Here is a 19,468-nt window from a genome sequence, read left to right as displayed (position 1 = left end):
CCGGCGAGTTCCGTTCCGGCGAGGGGCCGGCCCGGTCAGCCGAGCCAGCGGATGGAGGCCGCCGTCGTGTTGTCGCTGTGAGGACCGTTGGCGCGGACCGCGCGCTCGCCCAGCTCGCGCAGATTCTCCACCACCGCATGTTCGGCGCGGCTGGCGATCCTGGCGATGTCGCGCTCGCCGAGCCCCGACCACAGCCCGTCCGTGCAAGCTATCAGCACATCCCCGCTTTGCAAAGGCTTCTTGCGGGTGACGGTGATGCCGGGCAGGGCCTGGTCGCCGCCCAGGCAGGACTCGACGAAGTTGCGCATCGGGTGTTCGCGGGCCTCGCGCTCGTCGATCACGCCCTCGCGCAACAGCACCTCCACGTGGCTGTGGTCGCGGGTGCGGCCGCGGATGCGCCCGCCGCGTACCTGATATACGCGGCTGTCGCCCACGTGCGCCCACCAGGAGGCCTGATCCTGCACCAGGCAGACCGCGCCGGTGGCGCGGGGACGGTGATCCACGTCGGTCTGCGCGCCCACCGCCACCACGGCGTCGTGGGCGCGGCCCATGGCGGCATAGAGGAAACCCTGGGGGTCGAAGACCGGGTGCTCCGCGGCGGCGAAGTCCTTCTGCACCGATTCCAGCGCCACCTCGGCGGCCAGCGCGCCGTCCGAGTGGCCGCCCATGCCGTCGAACACCAGCAGCATCGCGGCCCGCTCGCTCACCGCGATGGCGACCCGGTCCTGGTTGTCCCGGCGATCGCCGGTGAGCGAGATTTTCGCGTATTCGATGCGCACGTGTTCCCGGGCGGGCGCAAGGCCCGCAAGCAGCACGACTCCTGAAGGACGGTGACGGAGGGTATACCACTTGCGCCGCCCCGGGGAGGGCACGGGTCGCAGATTCGCCGACGCTGCCCGTAGCAGTGAGCGGTGGCAGCGCGCGCCGCGGCGCGCTTACAATGCCGGCCCTCCGTCACCGCACCCCGAGTGGAGACACCGATGTTACGCAGCATGACAGGGTTCGCCCGCAGCGAGCGCCAGACAGAGTTCGGCGATCTCGCCTGGGAGGTGCGCTCGGTCAATCATCGCTACCTGGATCTGCAGTTCCGCCTGCCGGACGTGCTGCGAGGCGCCGAGGCGGAATTCCGCCGCGCCGCCGGCGAGCGGCTGGGACGCGGCAAGGTGGACCTGAGTCTCACGCTGCGCCGCGGCGGCGGCAACCGGCGGGAGCTCGCCATCGACGCGGCGCTGGTCGGGCGCATAGCCGAGGGCGTCGCGGTGGTGCGCGAGCGGTTCGGCGAGACCGGCCAGGTGGACCCCATGGAAGTGCTGCGCTGGCCCGGGGTCATCGAGGAGCCGGCCGTGGAACAGGATGCCCTGCTCGCCGAGAGCCTGTCCCTGCTGGACGAGGCGCTTGCGACCCTGGACGAGATGCGCCGCGCCGAGGGCGCCCGGCTGGCCGAGACGCTGCGCAGCCGCACGGACGATGTGGCCGGCATCGCCGCCGCCGTGCGGACCCGGCGCCCGGAGGTGCTGGCCGGCATCGAGCAGAAGCTGCGCGAGCGCCTCGCCCGCCTGGATGTGGAGGCCGAACCCGGCCGCCTGGAGACGGAGCTGGCCATCATCGCCCAGAAGATGGACGTCGACGAGGAGCTGGACCGGCTGGACAGCCACGTGGAGGAGATGCGCAGCGCGCTCGAACGGGACGAACCCGTGGGACGGCGCCTCGATTTCCTGATGCAGGAATTCAACCGGGAGGCCAACACGCTCGGCTCGAAATCCGGCGACCCCGAAACCACCCGCGCCTCGGTCGAGCTAAAGGTGCTCATCGAGCAGATGCGCGAGCAGATCCAGAACATCGAGTAACGCCATGGCGACAGGCAGACCGAGGGGGAGACTCATCGTCATCGCGGCGCCGTCCGGCGCCGGCAAGACGACGCTGGTGCACGCGCTCATCGAGCGCAACCCGGACTTCGTCTTCTCGGTGTCCTACACCACCCGGCCGAAGCGGCCGAACGAGGAACACGGCCGGGACTACTTCTTCGTCAGCGAGGAGGAATTCCGGCGCCTCGACCGGCAGGGGGAGTTCCTGGAGAGCGCCCGGGTGTTCGACAACTACTACGGCACCAGCCGCAGCCAGGTGGAGAGCGAGCTCGCGAAAGGCCGCAACGTGGTGCTGGAGATCGACTGGCAGGGCGCCCGACAGGTGCGCGCCGCCATGCCCGAGTGCCGCAGCATCTTCATCCTGCCGCCCTCGGTGGAGGCGCTGGAGCAGCGGCTGCGCAGCCGGCGCACCGACTCCGAGGACGTGATCCGGCGGCGGCTCCGCGACTCCCTCAGCGACCTCTCCCACTGGGACGAGTTCGACTACGTGGTGATCAACGACGACCTGGAACGCGCCATCGACGAGCTGGAGGGCATCGCCACCGGCCGTTACCGCCGCAACCGGGTGGGCACCCAGGCCACCCGGAAAAAGCTCGCTCACCTACTGGTTTAGGAGCGGCTCCTTACAGTACACTGACGGGTCCGGCGGCCGATTCTTCCCGCGGTCCGCACCGTTCAGCATTATTCGAGAGAGGCCGGAGTAGCCTCGGAATAGCGTTGCAATAGCTTTGGAGTAGCCAATAAATGGCCAGAATTACCGTCGAGGACTGCCTCGAGAACATCGACAACATCTTCGAACTCGTGCTGGTCGCGTCCAAGCGCGCCCGACGTATCGCCAATGGTGCCGACCCCTACGTGGAGCTGGAGAACGACAAGCCCACGGTGGTCGCGCTGCGCGAGATCGCCGAGGGCCACGTGACCCCGGCCATACTCGACGAGGCGGACCAGCCCGCCGAGGACCTGCTGCGCGCCGAATCCGGCTCCGAGGACCTCATGCCCATGCGAGGGCTCTCGCTCGGCGAGTAAGCGCTGACAAGACCGGTGCCGCCCCCGGCACCGACCGGTTAACCCCCATGGATTACGCCGCCTCGATCCGCTCCAAACTGCCGAAGACGCGGCGCTCCACGGGTCTCAAGCAGCTCCTCCAGAAACTCGAGACCTACATGGCCGACGACCAGATCGCACTGGTCGTCAAGGCTTACGAGTTCGGCGCCGAGGCCCATGCCGGCCAGTTGCGCCAGTCCGGCGAGCCCTACATCTCCCACCCGGTCGCGGTCGCCGGCATCCTGGCGGACATGCGCATGGACGCCAAGGGCATCGCCGCGGCGATCCTGCATGACGTGATCGAGGACACGCCGGCGGCCAAGGAACAGCTGGAGAGCGAGTTCGGCGCGGACATCGCCGCGCTGGTCGACGGCGTCACCAAGCTGGACCAGCTGCAGTTCCGCAGCCGCCTGGAAGCCCAGGCCGAGAGCTTCCGCAAGATGCTGCTGGCGATGGTCGAGGACATCCGGGTGATCCTGGTGAAGCTCGCCGACCGCCTGCACAACATGCGCACGCTGGACTCCCTGCCGCGGGAGAAGCAGTCCCGCATCGCCCGGGAGACGCTGGAGATCTACGCCCCCATCGCCAACCGGCTCGGCATCAATACGCTGAAGGTCGAGCTGGAGGACCTCGGCTTTCGCTACACGCGGCCCTACCGCTACCGGGTGCTGGAGCGGGCGCTGAAGAAGGCCCAGGGCAACCAGCGCCAGATCGTGAAGAAGATCAGCGACACCCTGGAGAAGGAGCTGGCGCGCCACGAGATCGCGGCCAGCGTCGCCGGGCGGCAGAAGCATCTGTATTCCATCTACCGCAAGATGCTGGTGAAGGGGCGCACCCTCGGCGAGATCGTGGACGTCTACGGCTTCCGCATCGTGGTCGAGGACGTCGACGACTGTTACCGGGCGCTGGGGCTGGTGCACAAGGTGTACAAGCCGATGCCGGGCCGCTTCAAGGACTACGTCGCCATACCCCGGGTGAACGGCTACCAGTCCCTGCACACCACCTGCTTCGGCCCGCGGGGGCTGCCGCTGGAGGTGCAGATCCGCACCCGTGAGATGGACCTGGTGGCGGAGAGCGGCATCGCCTCGCACTGGCGCTACAAGGCCGAGGACAAGTCCGCCGCCTCGCCCCAGCTGAGGGCCCGGGAGTGGCTCTCCAACCTGGTGGAGCTGCAGCAGGACGACAGCTCCGAGGAGTTCCTGGAGAGCGTGAAGGTGGACCTGTTCCCGGACAAGGTCTACGTGTTCACGCCCAAGGGCGACATCCGCCGCCTGCCCCGCGGCGCCACCGCGGTGGACTTCGCCTACGCCGTGCACACGGACATCGGCAACCGCTGCGTCGCGGCCAAGATCGACCGGCGCCTCGTGCCGCTGAGGACGCCGCTCTCCAACGGCCAGACCGTCGAGATCATCACCAACAAGGGGGCCCGGCCGAATCCGAACTGGGTCAACTTCGTGGTCACGGCTAAGGCGCGTTCCGCCATTCGCCACTACCTGAAGAACCTGCGCCGGGGCGAGGCCGCTGAACTCGGCAAGCGCCTGCTGGAACAGGCGCTGAAGGAACAGAAGTCCTCGCTGCGCAAGGTGGACAAGAAGTCGATGACCGAGGTACTGGAAGCTTTCGGCCTGAACAACAAGATCGAGCTGTACGAGCAGCTCGGCCTCGGCGAGCGGCTGTCGCCGATCGTCGCCCGGCTGCTGCTGGGCGTGGATGCCGGCGAGGTGGAGCCGGCCGTGCGCGAGAGCACCTCGCTCACGATCACCGGCACCGAGGGCATGGTCGTCACCTATGCGCGCTGCTGCCACCCGATTCCCGGCGATGCCATCATGGGCCACCTGTCCAGCGGCCGCGGGGTCGTCATCCACAGAAACGTCTGTCACAACCTGGCGAATTTCCGCAAGCACCCCGAGAAGTGGGTGACGGTGAACTGGCGCAGCGACATCGACCAGGACTTCACGGCCCAGGTGACGCTGATCGCCGTCAACCGCATGGGAGTGCTGGCCGAGGTGGCGGCCACCATCTCGGCGGCACAGTCCAACATCGAGCAGGTCTCGGTGCGCGAAGGCGACGACGACGCCTCCGTGATGACCTTCCTGCTGCAGGTGCGCGACCGCCAGCACCTGGCCGCCGTGCTGCGCAGCATCCGCAAGATGCCCAGCGTCATCAAAGTCACCCGCGACTGCGCCTGACCGGAGGAAGCATGCAGAAGAAACACGTGGTCACACCGGCCGCACCCGCCGCCATCGGCACCTACTCGCAGGCCGTCGAGACGGGCAGCGTGGTCTATGTCTCGGGCCAGATCCCGCTGGACCCCGCCACCATGGAGCTCGTGGAGGGGGAGTTCGCCGACCGGGTGCGGCAGGTGTTCCGCAATCTGGCGGCCATCGCGGAGGCGGCGGGCGGCAGCCTCGCCGATGCCGTGAAGCTCACCATCTACCTCACCGACATGGCCAACTTCGCCACCGTGAACGAAGTGATGGCCGAGTTCTTCGACGAGCCTTACCCCGCCCGGGCCGCCGTCGGCGTGGCCGCGCTGCCGAAGGGAGCCGACGTAGAGGCGGACGCCATCCTTATTCACGGCACCAGCATGCCGTGAACCGGGACGCCGGCGCCTCCGGGAGCCCGGGCCTCGGCTCGCCGCTGACGGCGCTGAAGGGCGTCGGCCCGGCGCTGGCGGAGAAACTCGCCCGCCTCGGCGCGGAGTCGGTGGAGGATCTCCTGTTCCTGCTGCCGCTGCGCTACGAAGACCGCACGCGGGTGACCCGCATCGGCTCGGCCAGGCACGGCGAGCGGGTGCTGGTGGCCGGCGACATCCTGCTCTCGGAGACCGTGTACCGGGGCCGGCGGTCGCTGCTGGTGCGCATCACAGACGGCAGCGGCCAGCTCACGCTGCGCTTCTTCCATTTCTCCCGTTCCCAGCAGGCGCGCCTGGCGCGGGGCTCGCGCATCGCCTGTTACGGCGAGATCCGCCCCGGCCCGTCGGGCAAGGAGATGGTGCATCCCGAGTACCGGCTGCTGGGCGCGGAGGAACCGGTACCGGTGGAGGACAGGCTGACGCCGGTGTATCCGACCACCGAGGGCGTGCAGCAGGGCCGCCTGCGGCGCCTCGTCGCGGAGGCCCTGGACATGATGCGCCGGGAGGCGCCCACCGAACTGGTGCCGCGCCAGGTGCTGGAACGTACGGACCTGCCGACGCTGACGGAGGCGGTGGAGTACCTGCACCGGCCGCCGCGGGGCGTGGACCTTGCGGAACTCGCCGGCGGCGGCCACCCCTGCCAGCAGCGCCTGGCATTCGAGGAGCTGCTGGCGCACCACCTGAGCCTGAGGCGGCTGCGCCATCGCATCCGCGACGAGCTGGCGCCGGCGCTGGCGGACGGCGACGGCCTGGCGCAGCGGTTCCTGGACAGCCTGCCGTTTCGGCTGACGGCCGCGCAGGAACGGGTGCTGGCAGAGATATCGGCGGATATCGCCCGGGCCCACCCCATGCTGCGCCTGGTGCAGGGCGACGTCGGCTCCGGCAAGACGGTGGTCGCGGCCGCCGCCTGCCTGAAGGCCATCGCGGCGGGATGTCAGGCGGCCCTCATGGCGCCGACGGAGCTGCTCGCCGAGCAGCATTACAAGAGCTTCAGCGCCTGGCTCGAGCCGCTGGGCATCCGGCCGGTCTGGCTCACCGGCAGCCTGCGTTCCGCGGTGCGGCGCGAAGCGCTGGCCGCCATCGCCGACGGCAGCGCGGCGATGGTCATCGGCACCCACGCCCTGTTCCAGGAATTCGTCGCCTTCCACAATCTCGCGCTGGTGGTGATCGACGAGCAGCACCGCTTCGGCGTGCACCAGCGCCTAGCGCTGCGGGAGAAAGGCGAGCAGGGAGTGACCCGGCCGCACCAGCTGGTCATGACGGCCACCCCCATCCCGCGGACGCTCGCCATGACCGCCTACGCCGACCTCGACACCTCCGTCATCGACGAACTGCCGCCGGGCCGCCGGCCCGTGACCACCGTGGTGCTGCCCGAGACCCGCCGCGAGGAGGTCATCGAGCGGGTGCGCCGCGCCTGTGCCGAAGGCCGTCAGGCCTACTGGGTATGCCCGCTGGTGGAGGAGAGCGAGCAGCTCGACTACCAGGCCGCCGAGGCCAGCTACCGGATGCTGGGCGAGGCGCTGCCCGGCATACCCGTAGGCCTGGTGCACGGCCGTATGAAGCCGGCGGAGAAGGAAGCCGTGATGCAGGCGTTCAAGGCCGGCGAACTGAGGCTGCTGGTCGCCACCACCGTGATCGAGGTGGGCGTGGACGTGCCGAACGCCAGCCTGATGATCGTGGAGAACGCCGAACGCATGGGCCTGTCCCAGCTCCACCAGCTGCGCGGGCGGGTTGGACGGGGCAGTCGGGAGAGCACCTGCCTGCTCATGTACCGCCCACCGCTGTCCGAGATGGCGCGCCGGCGCCTCGCCGTGCTGCGCGAGACGAACGACGGCTTCGTCGTGGCCGAGGAGGATCTGCGCCTGCGCGGGCCCGGCGAGGTGCTGGGCACGCGCCAGACCGGTGCGATGCAGCTGCGCATCGCCGATCTCAGCCGCGACGCCGCCCTCATGCCGAAGGTGCAGCTCGCCGCCGCGGCCGTCTCGCCGGCGGACGCCGAGGCCATCATCCAGCGCTGGCTGGGTGGCGCCAGCCGCTACGGCAGCGTCTGACCAAGCCGGGAGCGCCGCCCTGCACTGTCATGGAGCGCGATCTCGTCTACACTCTGCACCCCATGCTTCCCGGTAACGAACAAGCCTCGGGCGACGGCCGCTGGTCCGCGACCATCCCGGCCTCGGTGCCCGCCGGCCTGACCGGCTGGCTGGCCGACCACGGCCTGCTGACGCCCCGCATCCGGTCCTTTCAGCCGGCGAGCTTCCGCCTCGCGGTGCACGCCGAGAGCCGCCGGCGCCTCCACGGAGAGGAACGGGCGCTGCTCGACGGAGACGCCGGCGAGGCACTGGTCCGCGAGATCAGCATGGGCGGTGCCGCCGGCGAACTGGTGGTGGCATCGAGCATCATCCCGGCGGGGACCTTGGAGCGTTTCCCGAGCCTGGCCGCCCTGGGCGAGCGCCCCCTCGGCGAGGCCCTGGCCCGGCTGGACGAGGTGAGCCGGGAGCCGTTCCGCTACGCCGTCTTCGAGCCGGGCGACCAAGGCTACCCGGCGCTGCCCGAGCGCATGGCGGCCGAACGGCTGTTCGCGCGGCGTTCGGTGATCCGCGTGGCCGGCGCGCCCATCCTGGTCATCGAGTATTTCCCCGCCAGCCTCGCGGCACCGGAGGGCGCAGCGCTGTGAGGACGGGAGCCGCTTCCCGCGGGCAGGCCCGGGCAGCGGAACGCACCCGCCCCGGTTTCCTCGCGGTGCTGGTCTCCCAGCTCGGCGTCTACGCCCGGCTCATGCGGCTGGACCGGCCCATCGGCTTCTATCTGCTGATGTGGCCCACGCTGTGGGCGCTGTGGGTGGCCGGCGACGGCCGCCCGGACGAGGGCATCTTCGCCATATTCATGGCCGGCGTCGTGGTCACCCGCTGCGCCGGCTGCATCATCAACGACATCGCCGACCGGGGCTTCGATCCCTACGTGACCCGCACCCGGGAGCGGCCGCTGGCCACGGGCAAGGTCAGCGTGGTGGAAGCGGCCCTGCTGTTCGTCGGCCTGGGCCTGATCGCCGTCGGCCTGGTGACGTTGCTCAATCCGCTCTCCCGGGTGGTGGCCGCCGCCGCCGCGGTGCTGATGATCGTCTACCCGTTCGTGAAGCGCATCCTCTCGGTGCCCCAGCTCGTGCTGGGGGCGGCCTTCGCCATGGCCATCCCGCTGGCTTTCGCCGCGCAGACGGGCGAGATACCGGAGATCGCCTGGCTGATGTTCGCCGTCACCGTGATCTGGGCCATCATCTACGACACGATGTACGCCATGGTCGACCGGCCGGACGACCTGCAGGTGGGCATCAAGTCGACGGCGATCCTGTTCGGCGATGCCGACCGTTTCATGATCGGCGCGCTGCAGGGCCTCATGCTGCTGGGGCTCGTGCTGATGGGCACGCGGCTCTCCATGGGGCTCTGGTACTTCCTGGGAGTGGCGCTGGCCGCCGGCTTCATGGCCTGGCACCAGTACCTCATCCGCGACCGGGATACCGCCGACTGTTTCCGCGCGTTCCTGAACAACCACTACATCGGCATGATGGTGTTCATCGGCATCGCGCTGGATTACCTGTTCCGCTGAGCGGCCCGCGCCGCGGCCACCACGCTGACCCGGGCGCAGCCGCCTTCCCGTAGCAGGGCGGCGATCTCGCGCGTGGTGGCGCCGGTGGTGACGACGTCGTCCACGATGACGGCGTGCCCGAAGTCCGCCGGGCGCCGCAGCCGGAAAGCGCCGGCCACGTTGCGGCGCCGCGCCCGGGCGCTCAGGGACGACTGTTCCCGGGTGGGGCGCCTGCGCACCACCACGTCGTCGGCCAGGCGGCAGCCGAGGCGCCGGGCCAGCGGGCGGGCGATCTCCAGCGCCTGGTTGTAGCCCCGGGCGGCCAGGCGCCGGCGGTGCAGCGGCACCGGGATCAGCACCGCCGCGGGCCCGGGCCTGAACGACGGCTCCGCCTCCAGCGCTGCGGCAACGAGCCCGGCCAGCAGCGGCCCGTGCCAGAGGCGGGCATTGAACTTCAGCTCGGTGAGCAGCCAGTCCGCCGGGAAGGCGTAATGCAGCGGCGCCAGCGTCAGGTCCATCGGCGGCGGGTGTCGCCGGCATGCGAGGCACAGGGTGCCCGCACTCAGCGGTTCGGCGCAGCGGCGACAAGCGCCGGCGATCCGGGGCAGATCACCGAGACAGCCTGCGCAGAGATCCGGCGCGGCCCATCGTTTGCCGGCTCGGCTGCCGGGCGGGCCGCCGGGTTTGTCCCCGTCCCGGAGACAGGGAGACTCGCCGCACAGCGCGCAGCGCGGCGGGAACAGGAGGCGGGCCAGGGCATCGAGTGCGGCGCGGCGGTGTGTCATGGCGCTGGTCATGGCGCAGGTCATGGCGCTCGTCATCGCCGCAGCGTGCGGGCCCGCGGACCCGGGTGCAGCCGGGTTTTCTGCCGGCTGCCGGCATTTTTGCCGTAAGCTTCCCGGGCTCATGAGCGCGCCCGACCGACCAGCCGTCCCCGCCCCTCGCCGCCGGGAGGTACGCCGCCGCACCGACGCCAGCGTGGCCGGGGCGGACGACTTCCTGTCGGCCCGCACCCGTGAGGAACTGCTCTCCCGCCTGAATCTCACCGCCATCCGGCCGCGGCGGGTGCTGGACGCCGGCGCGGCTACCGGCCGCGCCTCGGCGGAACTGGCACGCCGCTACCGCGGCTGCCGCGTGGTCTCCCTGGACCTCTCGCCGGCCCGGCTCGCCGCGGCCCGACGGAGCCGCGGCCGTTTCGCCCGCCGCGACGAGGTGGCCGGGGACGCCGCCCGCCTGCCCTTCCGCGACCGCGTCTTCGACATGGTGTTCGCCAACCTCCTGCTGCCCTGGTTCGCCGATCCGGCGCCGGCGCTGGCGGAGACCGCCCGCGTGCTGCGCCCGGAGGGTCTGTTCACCTTCTCCAGCCTGGGCCCGGACAGCTTCCGGGAGCTGCGGGAAGCCTGGCGGGCGGTGGACCCCGGGGAACACGTGCAGGCGTTCCCCGACATGCACGACCTGGGCGACGCGCTGGTGCGCGCCGGCCTGCGCGACCCGGTGCTGGACGTCGAGCATCTCACCGTGACCTATGCCGAGCCCGCCGCGCTGTGGCGGGACCTGACCGCGGCGGGTGCCCGCAACACGCTGGCCGGCCGCAGCCGGGGACTGGCGACACCCGCGCGCTTCCGCCGCCTCGCGGAGGCCTGGGGACGGGTGCGGCGGGAAGACGGCCGCCTGCCGCTGACGCTGGAGCTCGTCTACGGCCACTGCTGGGGCGGCAGCGGCCTGCCCGGGGCCGATGCGGACGGCGCGGTGCGTATCAGTCCGCAGCAGATAATGCGACGCACCTGAGACGCCGGGACCCGGTCTCTTGCACGGCAGACGGGCGCCCCGATAATCGATGGAGCAGGGAAGTTGCGGCAGGTCAGCGGTCGTCCGCTGCAATTTGCTGATTTATCAACATTAATTGGACATGGAAAGCCACTTGCGCAGTTGCACCCGGAAGGCCGTTTCTTTAGACTCCCGAGTCCGCGGTCCGGCGGGTCCGGACCGGCGTACCGAGGATCAGGGAAATTCAGGACCAGCCGCAGGATCTGTCCAGTTGCACCGCTTCGAACTGAAGCCGAATTGTTCTCTGGATTCCCGCACGGCAACGCTCTTTTTCGTCTCGATTCTGGCGGTCTCCATGACGGTCGCCGGCGGCTTCGCGGCGATGGGCTACTGGCCGGTGCTGCCGATGGCCGGGCTGGAACTCTCCGGGCTCGGCGCGGCGCTCTGGCTGAGCATGCGGCGCGGCCGCGACCGTGACCTGATCGACGTCGGGCCGGACGAGGTGGTCGTGAGCCGCCTGCGCGGCCGGGAGCGGCGGGACCAGCGCTTCCTGCGGGCCTGGACGCGGGTGCGCCATGCGGGTGGCCGGCGCGCCGGCGCGCCCGGCAGGCTGGAGATAGGCGCCCACGGGTGCTGGTGCGCGGTCGGAGAGTTTCTGACCGACGCCGAGCGCCGGGGGCTGGGCGACAGACTGAAGAGAATACTGGCGGAGCCGGCGGCGGCGCCGCAGGACGACCGCGGGGCGCGGCAGGATGCGCAACCGTGACAGGACGAACACACCGGCCGCGGCCGGCAGGATAACAGACCGATGATTCGAAAAATCTCCCTCTTCTTGCTGACCCTGTCGGCTTCGACGGCCGCGCTGGCCGAGTCGAAGATCAACATGCCCCAGGGCGTGACCGAGGTCAGCCGCGACATCTACGGCCTGCACATGCTCATCTTCCTGGTGTGCTGCGCCATCGCCGTGTTCGTGTTCGGCTGGATGATCATCGCGCTGGTCCTGCATCGGAAGTCGCGGGGCGTGGAGCCGGCGAAGTTCTCCCATTCCACCAAGGCGGAGATCATCTGGACCGTGATTCCCATCGGCATCTTGATCGGCATGGCCATCCCCTCGGCCGAGACGCTGGTGAAGATCGAGGACAGCCGCAACCCGGACATCACGGTGAAGGTCACCGGCTACCAGTGGAAGTGGCATTACGAATACCTGGACGAGGGCGTGGAGTTCTACTCGAACCTGGCGCGCTCGAGCAACGACGCGCGGCGGCTGGGCTCGGGCATCGACCCGAACACCGTGCCGAACTACCTCCTCGAGGTGGACAACCCCATGGTGGTGCCGGTCGGCGCCAAGGTGCGGGTGCTGATCACCTCCAACGACGTCATCCACGCGTGGTGGATGAAGGACTTCGGCATCAAGAAGGACGCGATCCCCGGCTTCATCAACGAGGCCTGGTTCCGGGCGGAGGAGCCCGGCGTGTACCGCGGCCAGTGCGCCGAACTCTGCGGCAAGGACCACGGCTTCATGCCGATCGTCGTGGAGGTGCTCGAGCAGGCCGAGTACGAGGGCTGGGTCGCCGCCCGCCAGGAAGAGCAGGGCGTGAGCCCGAAGCTCGCCGCGGCGCCGGCCGAGTGACCGCGGCGACAGTCGCCCGCAGCAGAACCGACAGGAACGAGCGCCGGGGCCCGAGCGGAGCCCCGGCAGGAAACCAGGAGCCATCCGTATGAGCAGTGCAACCGACGCGCTACACCACGACGACCACCATCACGGCCCGGAGATGACCGGCATCCGGCGGTGGCTGTTCACCACGAACCACAAGGACATCGGCACGATGTACCTGGTGTTCAGCCTGCTCATGTTCTTCGTGGGCGGCGCGATGGCGCTCATCGTCCGGGCGGAGCTGGGCCAGCCGGGCCTGCAGTTCGTCAACCCGGGCTTCTACAACCAGATGGTCACCATGCACGCGCTGATCATGATCTTCGGCGCGGTCATGCCGGCGTTCGTCGGCCTGGCCAACTGGATGATCCCCATGATGGTGGGCGCGCCGGACATGGCGCTGCCGCGCATGAACAACTGGTCGTTCTGGATCCTTCCGGCGGCCTTCACGATCCTGCTGGCCACGCTGTTCGTGCCGGGCGGGGCGCCGGCCAGCGGCTGGACCATGTACCCGCCGCTGGTGCTGCAGACCGGTGATGCCTTCCCGCTGCTGATCTTCTCGGTCCACCTGATGGGCATCTCCTCCATCATGGGCGCGATCAACATCATCGTGACCATCATGAACATGCGCGCGCCCGGAATGACGCTGCTGAAGATGCCCATGTTCGTGTGGTCCTGGCTGATCACGGCCTACCTCCTGATCGCCGTCATGCCGGTGCTCGCCGGCGCGGTCACCATGCTGCTGACCGACCAGTTCTTCGGCACCAGCTTCTTCCGCGCGGCCGGCGGCGGCGACCCGGTGATGTTCCAGCACATCTTCTGGTTCTTCGGCCATCCCGAGGTGTACATCATGATCCTGCCGGCCTTCGGCATCATCTCGGAGATCATCCCCACGTTCTCCAGGAAGCCGCTGTTCGGCTACGACTCCATGGTCTACGCCACGGCGAGCATCGCCTTCCTGTCGTTCATCGTCTGGGCGCACCACATGTTCACCGTCGGCATGCCGCTGACCGGGCAGCTGTTCTTCATGTTCTCCACCATGCTGATCGCGGTGCCGACGGGCGTGAAGATCTTCAACTGGACGTCGACGATGTGGCGGGGCTCGATGACCTTCGAGACGCCGATGCTGTTCGCCATCGCGTTCCTGTTCCTGTTCACCATCGGCGGCTTCTCCGGCCTGATGCTCGCCATCGTGCCGGCGGACTTCCAGTACCACGATTCCTACTTCGTGGTGGCGCACTTCCACTACGTGCTCGTGCCGGGCGCCATCTTCGCCATCATGGCGGCCGCCTACTACTGGCTGCCGAAGTGGACCGGACACATGTACAACGAGACGCTGGGCAAGTGGCACTTCTGGCTGACCACCATCTTCGTGAACATGACGTTCTTCCCGATGCACTTCGTGGGTCTGGCCGGCATGCCGCGGCGCATCCCCGACTACGCCACCCAGTTCGCCGATTTCAACCTGCTGGCGACGGTCGGGGCCTTCGGCTTCGGCCTGTCCCAGCTGCTGTTCGTCTGGATCGTCGTCTCCTGCGCACGCGGCGGCAAGCCCGCCACGGCGGAGGTGTGGGACAACCCGAAGGGCCTGGAGTGGACGGTGCCCTCGCCGGCGCCGTATCACACCTTCGAGCAGGCGCCGGAGGTCAAATAAGCGCCCGTGGATGAACGCACGCCGGAACAGCGCCGCAAGGCACTACGCAACGCCATCATCCTGGCAGTGGTGGCCGTGGGGTTCTACGCCGGCTTCATCTTCGTCGAGTATCTGCGCAGCCAGGGAGGCAGCTAGCCCATGACGGAAGACAGCGGCAAGCGTAACCACAGGGGTCTGTCCTGGCAGCTGCTGGTGATGACCGTCGCCATGTTCGGCTTCGGCTTCGCGCTGGTGCCGCTGTACGACGTGTTCTGCGAGATCACCGGCCTCGGCGGCCGCACGAACGCGGAGGCCGTGACGGTTACCGAACAGCCCGACGAGGACCGCCTCATCACGGTGGAGTTCGTCGCCACGGTCAACCAGCGGGGCCCGTGGGAGTTCGAGCCCACCGTCACGAAGATGCAGGTGCATCCGGGCAAGCTCTACGACACCACCTTCTTCGCGAAGAACCTGCAGAATCACGGCACCGTCGGCCGCGCCGTGCCCAGCGTGTCGCCGCCGGTGGCCGCCAGGCACTTCACGAAGACGGAGTGTTTCTGCTTTACCAACCAGCCCTTCGAGGCTCAGCAGGGCAGGGACATGCCGGTGCGTTTCATCGTCGACCGGGCGCTGCCCGCCCACATCGACACGGTGACGCTTTCCTATACGCTGTTCGACACCGAACAGCAGGTGGCTGCGGCGGACGACTGACCGTCAACCGCACCCGGCCCATAACAAGACAGCCAGTCAAGACAGCGGGACATCTCCATGGCACAGACCAAAGACAGCTATTACGTACCCCACGGCAGCCACTGGCCCGTGGTGGGCTCCGTCGGCCTCTTCCTCCTCATGGTCGGGGTGTCGATGTGGCTGAACGGCTCGGACATCGGCAGCTGGATCACGTTCGCGGGCATCGGCGTCATCGTCGTGATGCTGTTCGGCTGGTTCGGCGACGTCATCGACGAGAGCGAGGGCGGCGTCTACAACGCCCAGGTGGACAAGTCGTTCCGCATGGGGATGATGTGGTTCATCTTCTCCGAGGTGATGTTCTTCGCCGCCTTCTTCGGCGCGCTGTTCTACGCCCGCTCCTTCGTGCTGCCCTGGCTGGACGGCGAGGGCAACAACTTCTTCACCAACCTGCTGCTGTGGCCCGGCTTCGAAGACACGTGGCCCACCAACGGACCCGCCGACATCGGCGGCGAGTTCCAGAAGATGGGCGCGCTGGGCCTGCCCCTGATCAATACCGCCATCCTGCTCACCTCGAGCGTGACCGTGACCATCGCCCACCACGCCATCCGCGAAGGCAACCGCGGCATGACCGCACTGTTCCTGGCGCTGACGTTCCTGCTCGGCTACGTGTTCGTCGGGCTGCAGGCCTACGAGTACGTGCACGCCTACCGGGATCTGAACCTGACGCTCGAGTCGGGCATCTACGGTTCGACGTTCTTCATGCTGACGGGCTTCCACGGCATGCACGTGACCATCGGCGCGATCATGCTGACCGTGATCTTCCTGCGGGTGATACGGGGCCACTTCACGGCCAAGCACCACTTCGCCTTCGAGGCGACCGCGTGGTACTGGCACTTCGTGGACGTGGTCTGGCTGGGCCTCTACATCTTCGTCTACTGGCTCTAGCCGGCAGCGGCCGGCGCGCCGGGGCCCGATCAGGCGTTGGGTGCGATCCAGCCGTTGAGCCCGGCGACGATGAGGAAGATGAAGAGAGCCACGGACAGGCCGATGCGCCAGGTGAGCGCCTTCACCAGACGGCCGGAGCCGTCCTTGTCGCTGACCAGGTAGAAGAGCCCGGAGCCGAGGCTCGCGATGATCCCGCCGAGGATCAGGATGACGAGGAGTTTCATAGCGTCGATATGTGGGCTGTCGCCGGACCCTCAAGTATAGCGGTCCGGCCGCGAGGCCGCCCGCCGGTCAGGCGATGTCGAGGAATGCGGCGGAACGCCCGGGGAGCGGGCGTGTCCATGGACAGGCGATGAGCGACGTCGATGACACGCGGCGGGAATTCCGGCCGGCCCTGGTGCCCACCCTGCTGACGGTGGCGCTGCTGCCGGTGCTGATCGGGCTCGGCGTCTGGCAGCTGTCGCGCTACGAATACAAGACCGGACTGGAGCAGGCATATGCGGCCTCCGCCGCCGAGCCTGCGGCCGCCGACGCGGTGAGCGGAGACGACCGGGACCGCTACCGACCGGTGACCGCGCGGGGCCGTTACGACAGCGAGCGCCAGTTCCTGATCGACAACATGGTGAGCCGGGGCCGCAACGGGTTCTTCGTGATCACGCCGTTTCGGCTCGAGAGCGGCGGCCTGCTGCTGGTGAACCGGGGCTGGATCGCCCAGGACGCCCGCCGCCGGCCGGCCGCCGACATCGCGGTGAGCGAGGGGACGCGCCGGCTCGAGGGCCGGGTTGGCCGTCTGCCGGTCGCGGGCCTCGACCTCGGCGGCGGCGACGCTGCGGCCGACGGCTGGCCGTCGGTGCGCCAGTTCCCGGATATCCCGGAGCTGTCGGCGGCGCTGTCGGAACCGGTGGCGCCCTGGGTGCTGCTGCTCGCGCCGGAGGCCGCGGACGGTTTCCGGCGGGAGTGGGAGCCGGGCGGAGTGCCGGCGTCCCGGCACCTGGGTTACGCGGTGCAGTGGTTCGCGCTGGCAGCGGCGCTGGCGGTCATCTACGTGGTGGTCAACGTCAGGCGGCGCCCGCGGGCCGCGAGTGACAACGAGTAGCCGGGCCGGCGGCCCGGGCGAGAACGACGGACGAATGAACGAACAGAAGCAAAGACGGCGCGGCCGCCTGCAATTCATCCTGCTGGCGGTGATCTTCCTGGGGCCGCTGGCCCTGGCCATGTACCTGTACTACGGCGTGGACGACTGGAGCCCGCCGGGCCAGACCAACCACGGCACGCTGATCCAGCCGGTGGTGGTGCTGCCGGAGGTGCCCATCGAGACGCTGGCGGGCGAGAGCCTCTCGCCGGACGGGTGGCGCCATCACTGGACCATGGTGTACGTGAACCCGGAGCCCTGCGGCGAGACCTGCCGCCAGGAGATCATCAAGATCCGGCAGATCCGGCTGGCGCTGGGCGCGGAGGCCGACCGGGTGGAGCGGCTCTACCTCTCCGGCGCCGAGCCGCCGGCCGCCGACTGGCTGGAGCGCACCCAGGCCGGCCTGGTCAGCGCCGCGCTGGACGACAACCCGGCGCTGGCCGACGCCCTGCCGTCCCGGGAAGCGGCGATCTACTTCATCGATCCCCTCGGCAACCTGATGATGCGCTTTCCCACCGATGCGGACCCGGAAAACATCAAGGACGACCTGAAGAAGCTGCTGAAGATCTCGCGGATCGGATGAGCCCCGGAACACAGGATCGAAGGAACAGGACCATGAACAGAGCGGCAGGAATCTACCGCGTGCTCGTGCCGGCGGCGACCGTGCTGACCCTCTGCGTGGTCGTGCTCGGCGCCTGGGTGCGCCTCACCGACGCCGGCCTCGGCTGCCCGGACTGGCCCGGCTGCTATGGCACGCTGACCGTGCCGAAGACCGCCGAACAGCTGGACTACGCCGCCGGCGCGTTCCCGGAGCGCCCGGTGGACCACGGCAAGGCCTGGCGGGAGATGATCCACCGCTACTTCGCCGGTGCGCTCGGCCTGATGATATTCGCCATCGCCGCGGCCGCCTGGGCCAACCGTCGGGACCCGGCGCAGCCGGTGCGCCTGCCCCTCGCGCTGGCCGGCGTCATCGTCGCCCAGGCGCTGCTGGGCATGTGGACCGTGACGCTGCTGCTGAAGCCGTTCATCGTGACGCTGCACCTGCTGGGCGGGCTGACCACGCTGGGCCTGCTGTTCTGGCTGACGCTGGGCGTGTTCAGAGCGGGGACGGCGGGAGCGATGACGCGCGCACCGCGCCGGCTGCGCACGCTGGCGCTGGCGGGGCTCGTGCTGCTCGGTGCGCAGATCACCCTCGGCGGCTGGACCAGCACCAACTACGCCGCCCTGGCCTGTCCGGACTTCCCCACCTGCCAGACCCAGTGGTGGCCGGAGATGGACTTCGCCGAGGGCTTCCGGCCCTGGCACGGACTCGGCATCGACTACGAGGGCGGCATCCTGGACAGCCCGGCCCGCACCGCCATCCATTATGTCCACCGCATCGGCGCGCTCGTGGTCACCCTGGTACTCGGCGGCCTCGCGATCGCGGCGCTGGGCGGCGGCCGCCCCCCGGCCCTGCGCCGGGCCGGGGCGCTCCTGCTGGGGGCACTGGCAGTGCAGCTGGCGATCGGTATAGGTATCATTCACTATTCACTGCCGCTCTCACTTGCGACTGCCCACAATGCCGGCGCCGCGCTCCTGCTGCTGGCGCTGCTCAACTACAACCATCTGGTCCGGCATGCCGAACACTGACGCACAGACTCTCGAGAGAAGCCGCTCCGTCAACTGGCGGGACTACTACGAGCTCACCAAGCCCCGCGTGGTGGCGCTGATCGTGTTCACCGCCATCGTCGGCATGTTCCTGGCCGTGCCGGGGCTGCCGGATCCGGTCGCGCTCATCCTCGGCACGCTCGGTATCGGCCTGGCCAGCGCCGGGGCCGCCGCGGTGAACCAGATTCTGGACGCGCGCTTCGACGCGATCATGGCCCGCACCCAGCACCGGCCGCTGCCCACCGGCACGGTCTCCGAGCCCCAGGCATTCGCCTTCGCCGGCGCGCTGTCGGCGGTGTCCATGCTCATTCTGTGGTTCGGGGTGAATCCCCTGACCGCGGTGCTGACCTTCTGTTCGCTGATCGGCTATGCCGTCATCTACACGGTGTTCCTGAAGCACGCGACGCCCCAGAACATCGTCATCGGCGGCGCCGCCGGCGCCGCACCGCCGGTGCTCGGCTGGACGGCCATCACCGGTGAGGTGCACGCCCACGCGCTGATCCTGTTCCTGATCATCTTCGTGTGGACGCCGCCCCACTTCTGGGCGCTGGCCATCGCCCGCAAGGACGAGTACGCGAAGGTGGGCATCCCGATGCTGCCGGTCTCCTACGGCGAGCAATTCACCCGCCTCTACGTGCTGCTCTATACCATCCTGCTCGTGCTGGTCACGCTGCTGCCCTGGCTCACGGGCATGAGCGGCCCGCTCTATCTCGCCAGCGCACTCGTGCTGGGCGGCGTGTTCCTGTGGTACGCGTGGCGGATGAAGGTCAGCGACGATCCGTCGTTGCCGATGCGCACCTTCTCCTGGTCCATCACCTATCTCATGGCGCTGTTCACGGCGCTGCTGGTCGACCACTACCTGTTCTGATTCCCCATCCGT

At 69.1% G+C, this 19,468-nt stretch carries 22 protein-coding genes; 19 read left to right on the top strand and 3 right to left on the bottom strand.

From position 1 onward, the window contains the following. Positions 1 to 35 precede the first annotated feature (35 nt). A complete protein-coding gene (locus ACJMK0_RS03355) occupies positions 36 to 815 on the bottom strand; it encodes a PP2C family protein-serine/threonine phosphatase (RefSeq protein ID WP_405235491.1) in 780 nt (259 codons plus the stop codon). A gap of 177 nt (positions 816 to 992) precedes the next feature. Here ACJMK0_RS03355 and ACJMK0_RS03350 point away from each other — a divergent pair, with 177 nt between their 5' ends. The 8 genes from ACJMK0_RS03350 to ubiA all read left to right on the top strand — a co-directional run bounded on the left by ACJMK0_RS03350 (position 993) and on the right by ubiA (position 9,144). Further along, positions 993 to 1,847 carry a YicC/YloC family endoribonuclease gene (locus ACJMK0_RS03350; protein WP_405235489.1) on the top strand — a complete coding sequence of 285 codons (855 nt, stop codon included), beginning with the start codon at positions 993 to 995 and terminating at the stop codon, positions 1,845 to 1,847. Positions 1,848 to 1,851: 4 nt separating this feature from the next. Next, positions 1,852 to 2,478: a guanylate kinase gene (gene gmk, locus ACJMK0_RS03345; RefSeq protein ID WP_405235487.1), complete on the top strand. Its 627-nt coding sequence runs from the start codon at positions 1,852 to 1,854 to the stop codon at positions 2,476 to 2,478. Positions 2,479 to 2,609: 131 nt separating this feature from the next. Further along, positions 2,610 to 2,891, top strand: coding sequence for a DNA-directed RNA polymerase subunit omega (gene rpoZ / locus ACJMK0_RS03340; protein WP_405232809.1), 282 nt, complete (start codon positions 2,610 to 2,612; stop codon positions 2,889 to 2,891). A gap of 47 nt (positions 2,892 to 2,938) precedes the next feature. After that, on the top strand, positions 2,939 to 5,098 hold the full coding sequence (locus ACJMK0_RS03335) for a RelA/SpoT family protein (protein WP_405235485.1): 2,160 nt from the start codon (positions 2,939 to 2,941) through the stop codon (positions 5,096 to 5,098). Between the two features lie 11 nt (positions 5,099 to 5,109). Beyond that, positions 5,110 to 5,505 carry a RidA family protein gene (locus tag ACJMK0_RS03330; RefSeq protein ID WP_405235483.1) on the top strand — a complete coding sequence of 132 codons (396 nt, stop codon included), beginning with the start codon at positions 5,110 to 5,112 and terminating at the stop codon, positions 5,503 to 5,505. Further along, positions 5,502 to 7,595 carry an ATP-dependent DNA helicase RecG gene (gene recG / locus ACJMK0_RS03325; RefSeq protein WP_405235481.1) on the top strand — a complete coding sequence of 698 codons (2,094 nt, stop codon included), beginning with the start codon at positions 5,502 to 5,504 and terminating at the stop codon, positions 7,593 to 7,595. Before ACJMK0_RS03330 ends, recG begins: the two co-directional genes overlap by 4 nt. A 29-nt stretch (positions 7,596 to 7,624) precedes the next feature. Next, a complete protein-coding gene (locus tag ACJMK0_RS03320) occupies positions 7,625 to 8,218 on the top strand; it encodes a chorismate--pyruvate lyase family protein (protein WP_405235480.1) in 594 nt (197 codons plus the stop codon). A gap of 101 nt (positions 8,219 to 8,319) precedes the next feature. Beyond that, entirely contained in the window at positions 8,320 to 9,144 is an 825-nt protein-coding gene (ubiA, locus tag ACJMK0_RS03315; protein WP_405237884.1) for a 4-hydroxybenzoate octaprenyltransferase, read from the top strand. On the opposite strand, the gene ACJMK0_RS03310 is transcribed toward ubiA, so the two are convergent. Then, positions 9,129 to 9,944: a ComF family protein gene (locus ACJMK0_RS03310; protein WP_405235478.1), complete on the bottom strand. Its 816-nt coding sequence runs from the start codon at positions 9,942 to 9,944 to the stop codon at positions 9,129 to 9,131. The genes ubiA and ACJMK0_RS03310 overlap by 16 nt on opposite strands. 85 nt (positions 9,945 to 10,029) lie before the next feature. Between ACJMK0_RS03310 and ACJMK0_RS03305 the strand changes: the two genes are divergently transcribed. From ACJMK0_RS03305 to ACJMK0_RS03275, 7 genes are all read left to right on the top strand, one after another. Continuing rightward, the gene (locus ACJMK0_RS03305; protein ID WP_405235476.1) at positions 10,030 to 10,911 is read left to right on the top strand and encodes a methyltransferase domain-containing protein; all 882 of its coding nucleotides are present in this window, start codon (positions 10,030 to 10,032) and stop codon (positions 10,909 to 10,911) included. 250 nt (positions 10,912 to 11,161) lie between these two features. Further along, positions 11,162 to 11,656, top strand: a complete 495-nt coding sequence (locus ACJMK0_RS03300; RefSeq protein WP_405235474.1) for a DUF2244 domain-containing protein — start codon at positions 11,162 to 11,164, stop codon at positions 11,654 to 11,656. A gap of 42 nt (positions 11,657 to 11,698) precedes the next feature. Beyond that, positions 11,699 to 12,520: a cytochrome c oxidase subunit II gene (gene coxB, locus ACJMK0_RS03295; RefSeq protein ID WP_405235472.1), complete on the top strand. Its 822-nt coding sequence runs from the start codon at positions 11,699 to 11,701 to the stop codon at positions 12,518 to 12,520. Between the two features lie 88 nt (positions 12,521 to 12,608). After that, positions 12,609 to 14,195 carry a cytochrome c oxidase subunit I gene (ctaD, locus tag ACJMK0_RS03290; RefSeq protein ID WP_405235470.1) on the top strand — a complete coding sequence of 529 codons (1,587 nt, stop codon included), beginning with the start codon at positions 12,609 to 12,611 and terminating at the stop codon, positions 14,193 to 14,195. A gap of 6 nt (positions 14,196 to 14,201) precedes the next feature. Then, complete coding sequence (locus ACJMK0_RS03285; RefSeq protein ID WP_405235468.1) at positions 14,202 to 14,330, top strand: hypothetical protein; 129 nt, start codon at positions 14,202 to 14,204, stop codon at positions 14,328 to 14,330. A gap of 3 nt (positions 14,331 to 14,333) precedes the next feature. Further along, on the top strand, positions 14,334 to 14,885 hold the full coding sequence (locus tag ACJMK0_RS03280; RefSeq protein ID WP_405235466.1) for a cytochrome c oxidase assembly protein: 552 nt from the start codon (positions 14,334 to 14,336) through the stop codon (positions 14,883 to 14,885). Positions 14,886 to 14,942: 57 nt separating this feature from the next. Beyond that, positions 14,943 to 15,809 (top strand): cytochrome c oxidase subunit 3, encoded by an 867-nt coding sequence (locus ACJMK0_RS03275; protein WP_405235464.1) that lies wholly within the window; start codon positions 14,943 to 14,945, stop codon positions 15,807 to 15,809. A 29-nt stretch (positions 15,810 to 15,838) separates the two neighbouring features. On the opposite strand, the gene ACJMK0_RS03270 is transcribed toward ACJMK0_RS03275, so the two are convergent. Next, complete coding sequence (locus ACJMK0_RS03270) at positions 15,839 to 16,033, bottom strand: twin transmembrane helix small protein (RefSeq protein WP_405235462.1); 195 nt, start codon at positions 16,031 to 16,033, stop codon at positions 15,839 to 15,841. 128 nt (positions 16,034 to 16,161) lie between these two features. Here ACJMK0_RS03270 and ACJMK0_RS03265 point away from each other — a divergent pair, with 128 nt between their 5' ends. The 4 genes from ACJMK0_RS03265 to ACJMK0_RS03250 are packed head-to-tail and all read left to right on the top strand — an operon-like array spanning position 16,162 to position 19,456. Further along, positions 16,162 to 16,905 carry an SURF1 family protein gene (locus ACJMK0_RS03265; protein WP_405235461.1) on the top strand — a complete coding sequence of 248 codons (744 nt, stop codon included), beginning with the start codon at positions 16,162 to 16,164 and terminating at the stop codon, positions 16,903 to 16,905. A gap of 34 nt (positions 16,906 to 16,939) precedes the next feature. Further along, positions 16,940 to 17,524 (top strand): hypothetical protein, encoded by a 585-nt coding sequence (locus ACJMK0_RS03260; RefSeq protein WP_405235460.1) that lies wholly within the window; start codon positions 16,940 to 16,942, stop codon positions 17,522 to 17,524. 32 nt (positions 17,525 to 17,556) lie between these two features. Continuing rightward, a complete protein-coding gene (locus ACJMK0_RS03255) occupies positions 17,557 to 18,570 on the top strand; it encodes a COX15/CtaA family protein (protein WP_405235458.1) in 1,014 nt (337 codons plus the stop codon). Further along, the gene (locus ACJMK0_RS03250; protein ID WP_405235457.1) at positions 18,557 to 19,456 is read left to right on the top strand and encodes a heme o synthase; all 900 of its coding nucleotides are present in this window, start codon (positions 18,557 to 18,559) and stop codon (positions 19,454 to 19,456) included. Before ACJMK0_RS03255 ends, ACJMK0_RS03250 begins: the two co-directional genes overlap by 14 nt. Positions 19,457 to 19,468: the final 12 nt, after the last annotated feature.

It is taken from the genome of Lentisalinibacter orientalis, from assembly GCF_040706535.1.
GTDB lineage: Bacteria > Pseudomonadota > Gammaproteobacteria > Steroidobacterales > Woeseiaceae > Lentisalinibacter > Lentisalinibacter orientalis.
Note: the sequence above shows the minus strand (reverse complement) of the source record. Positions and strands in the feature narration are given on the sequence as shown.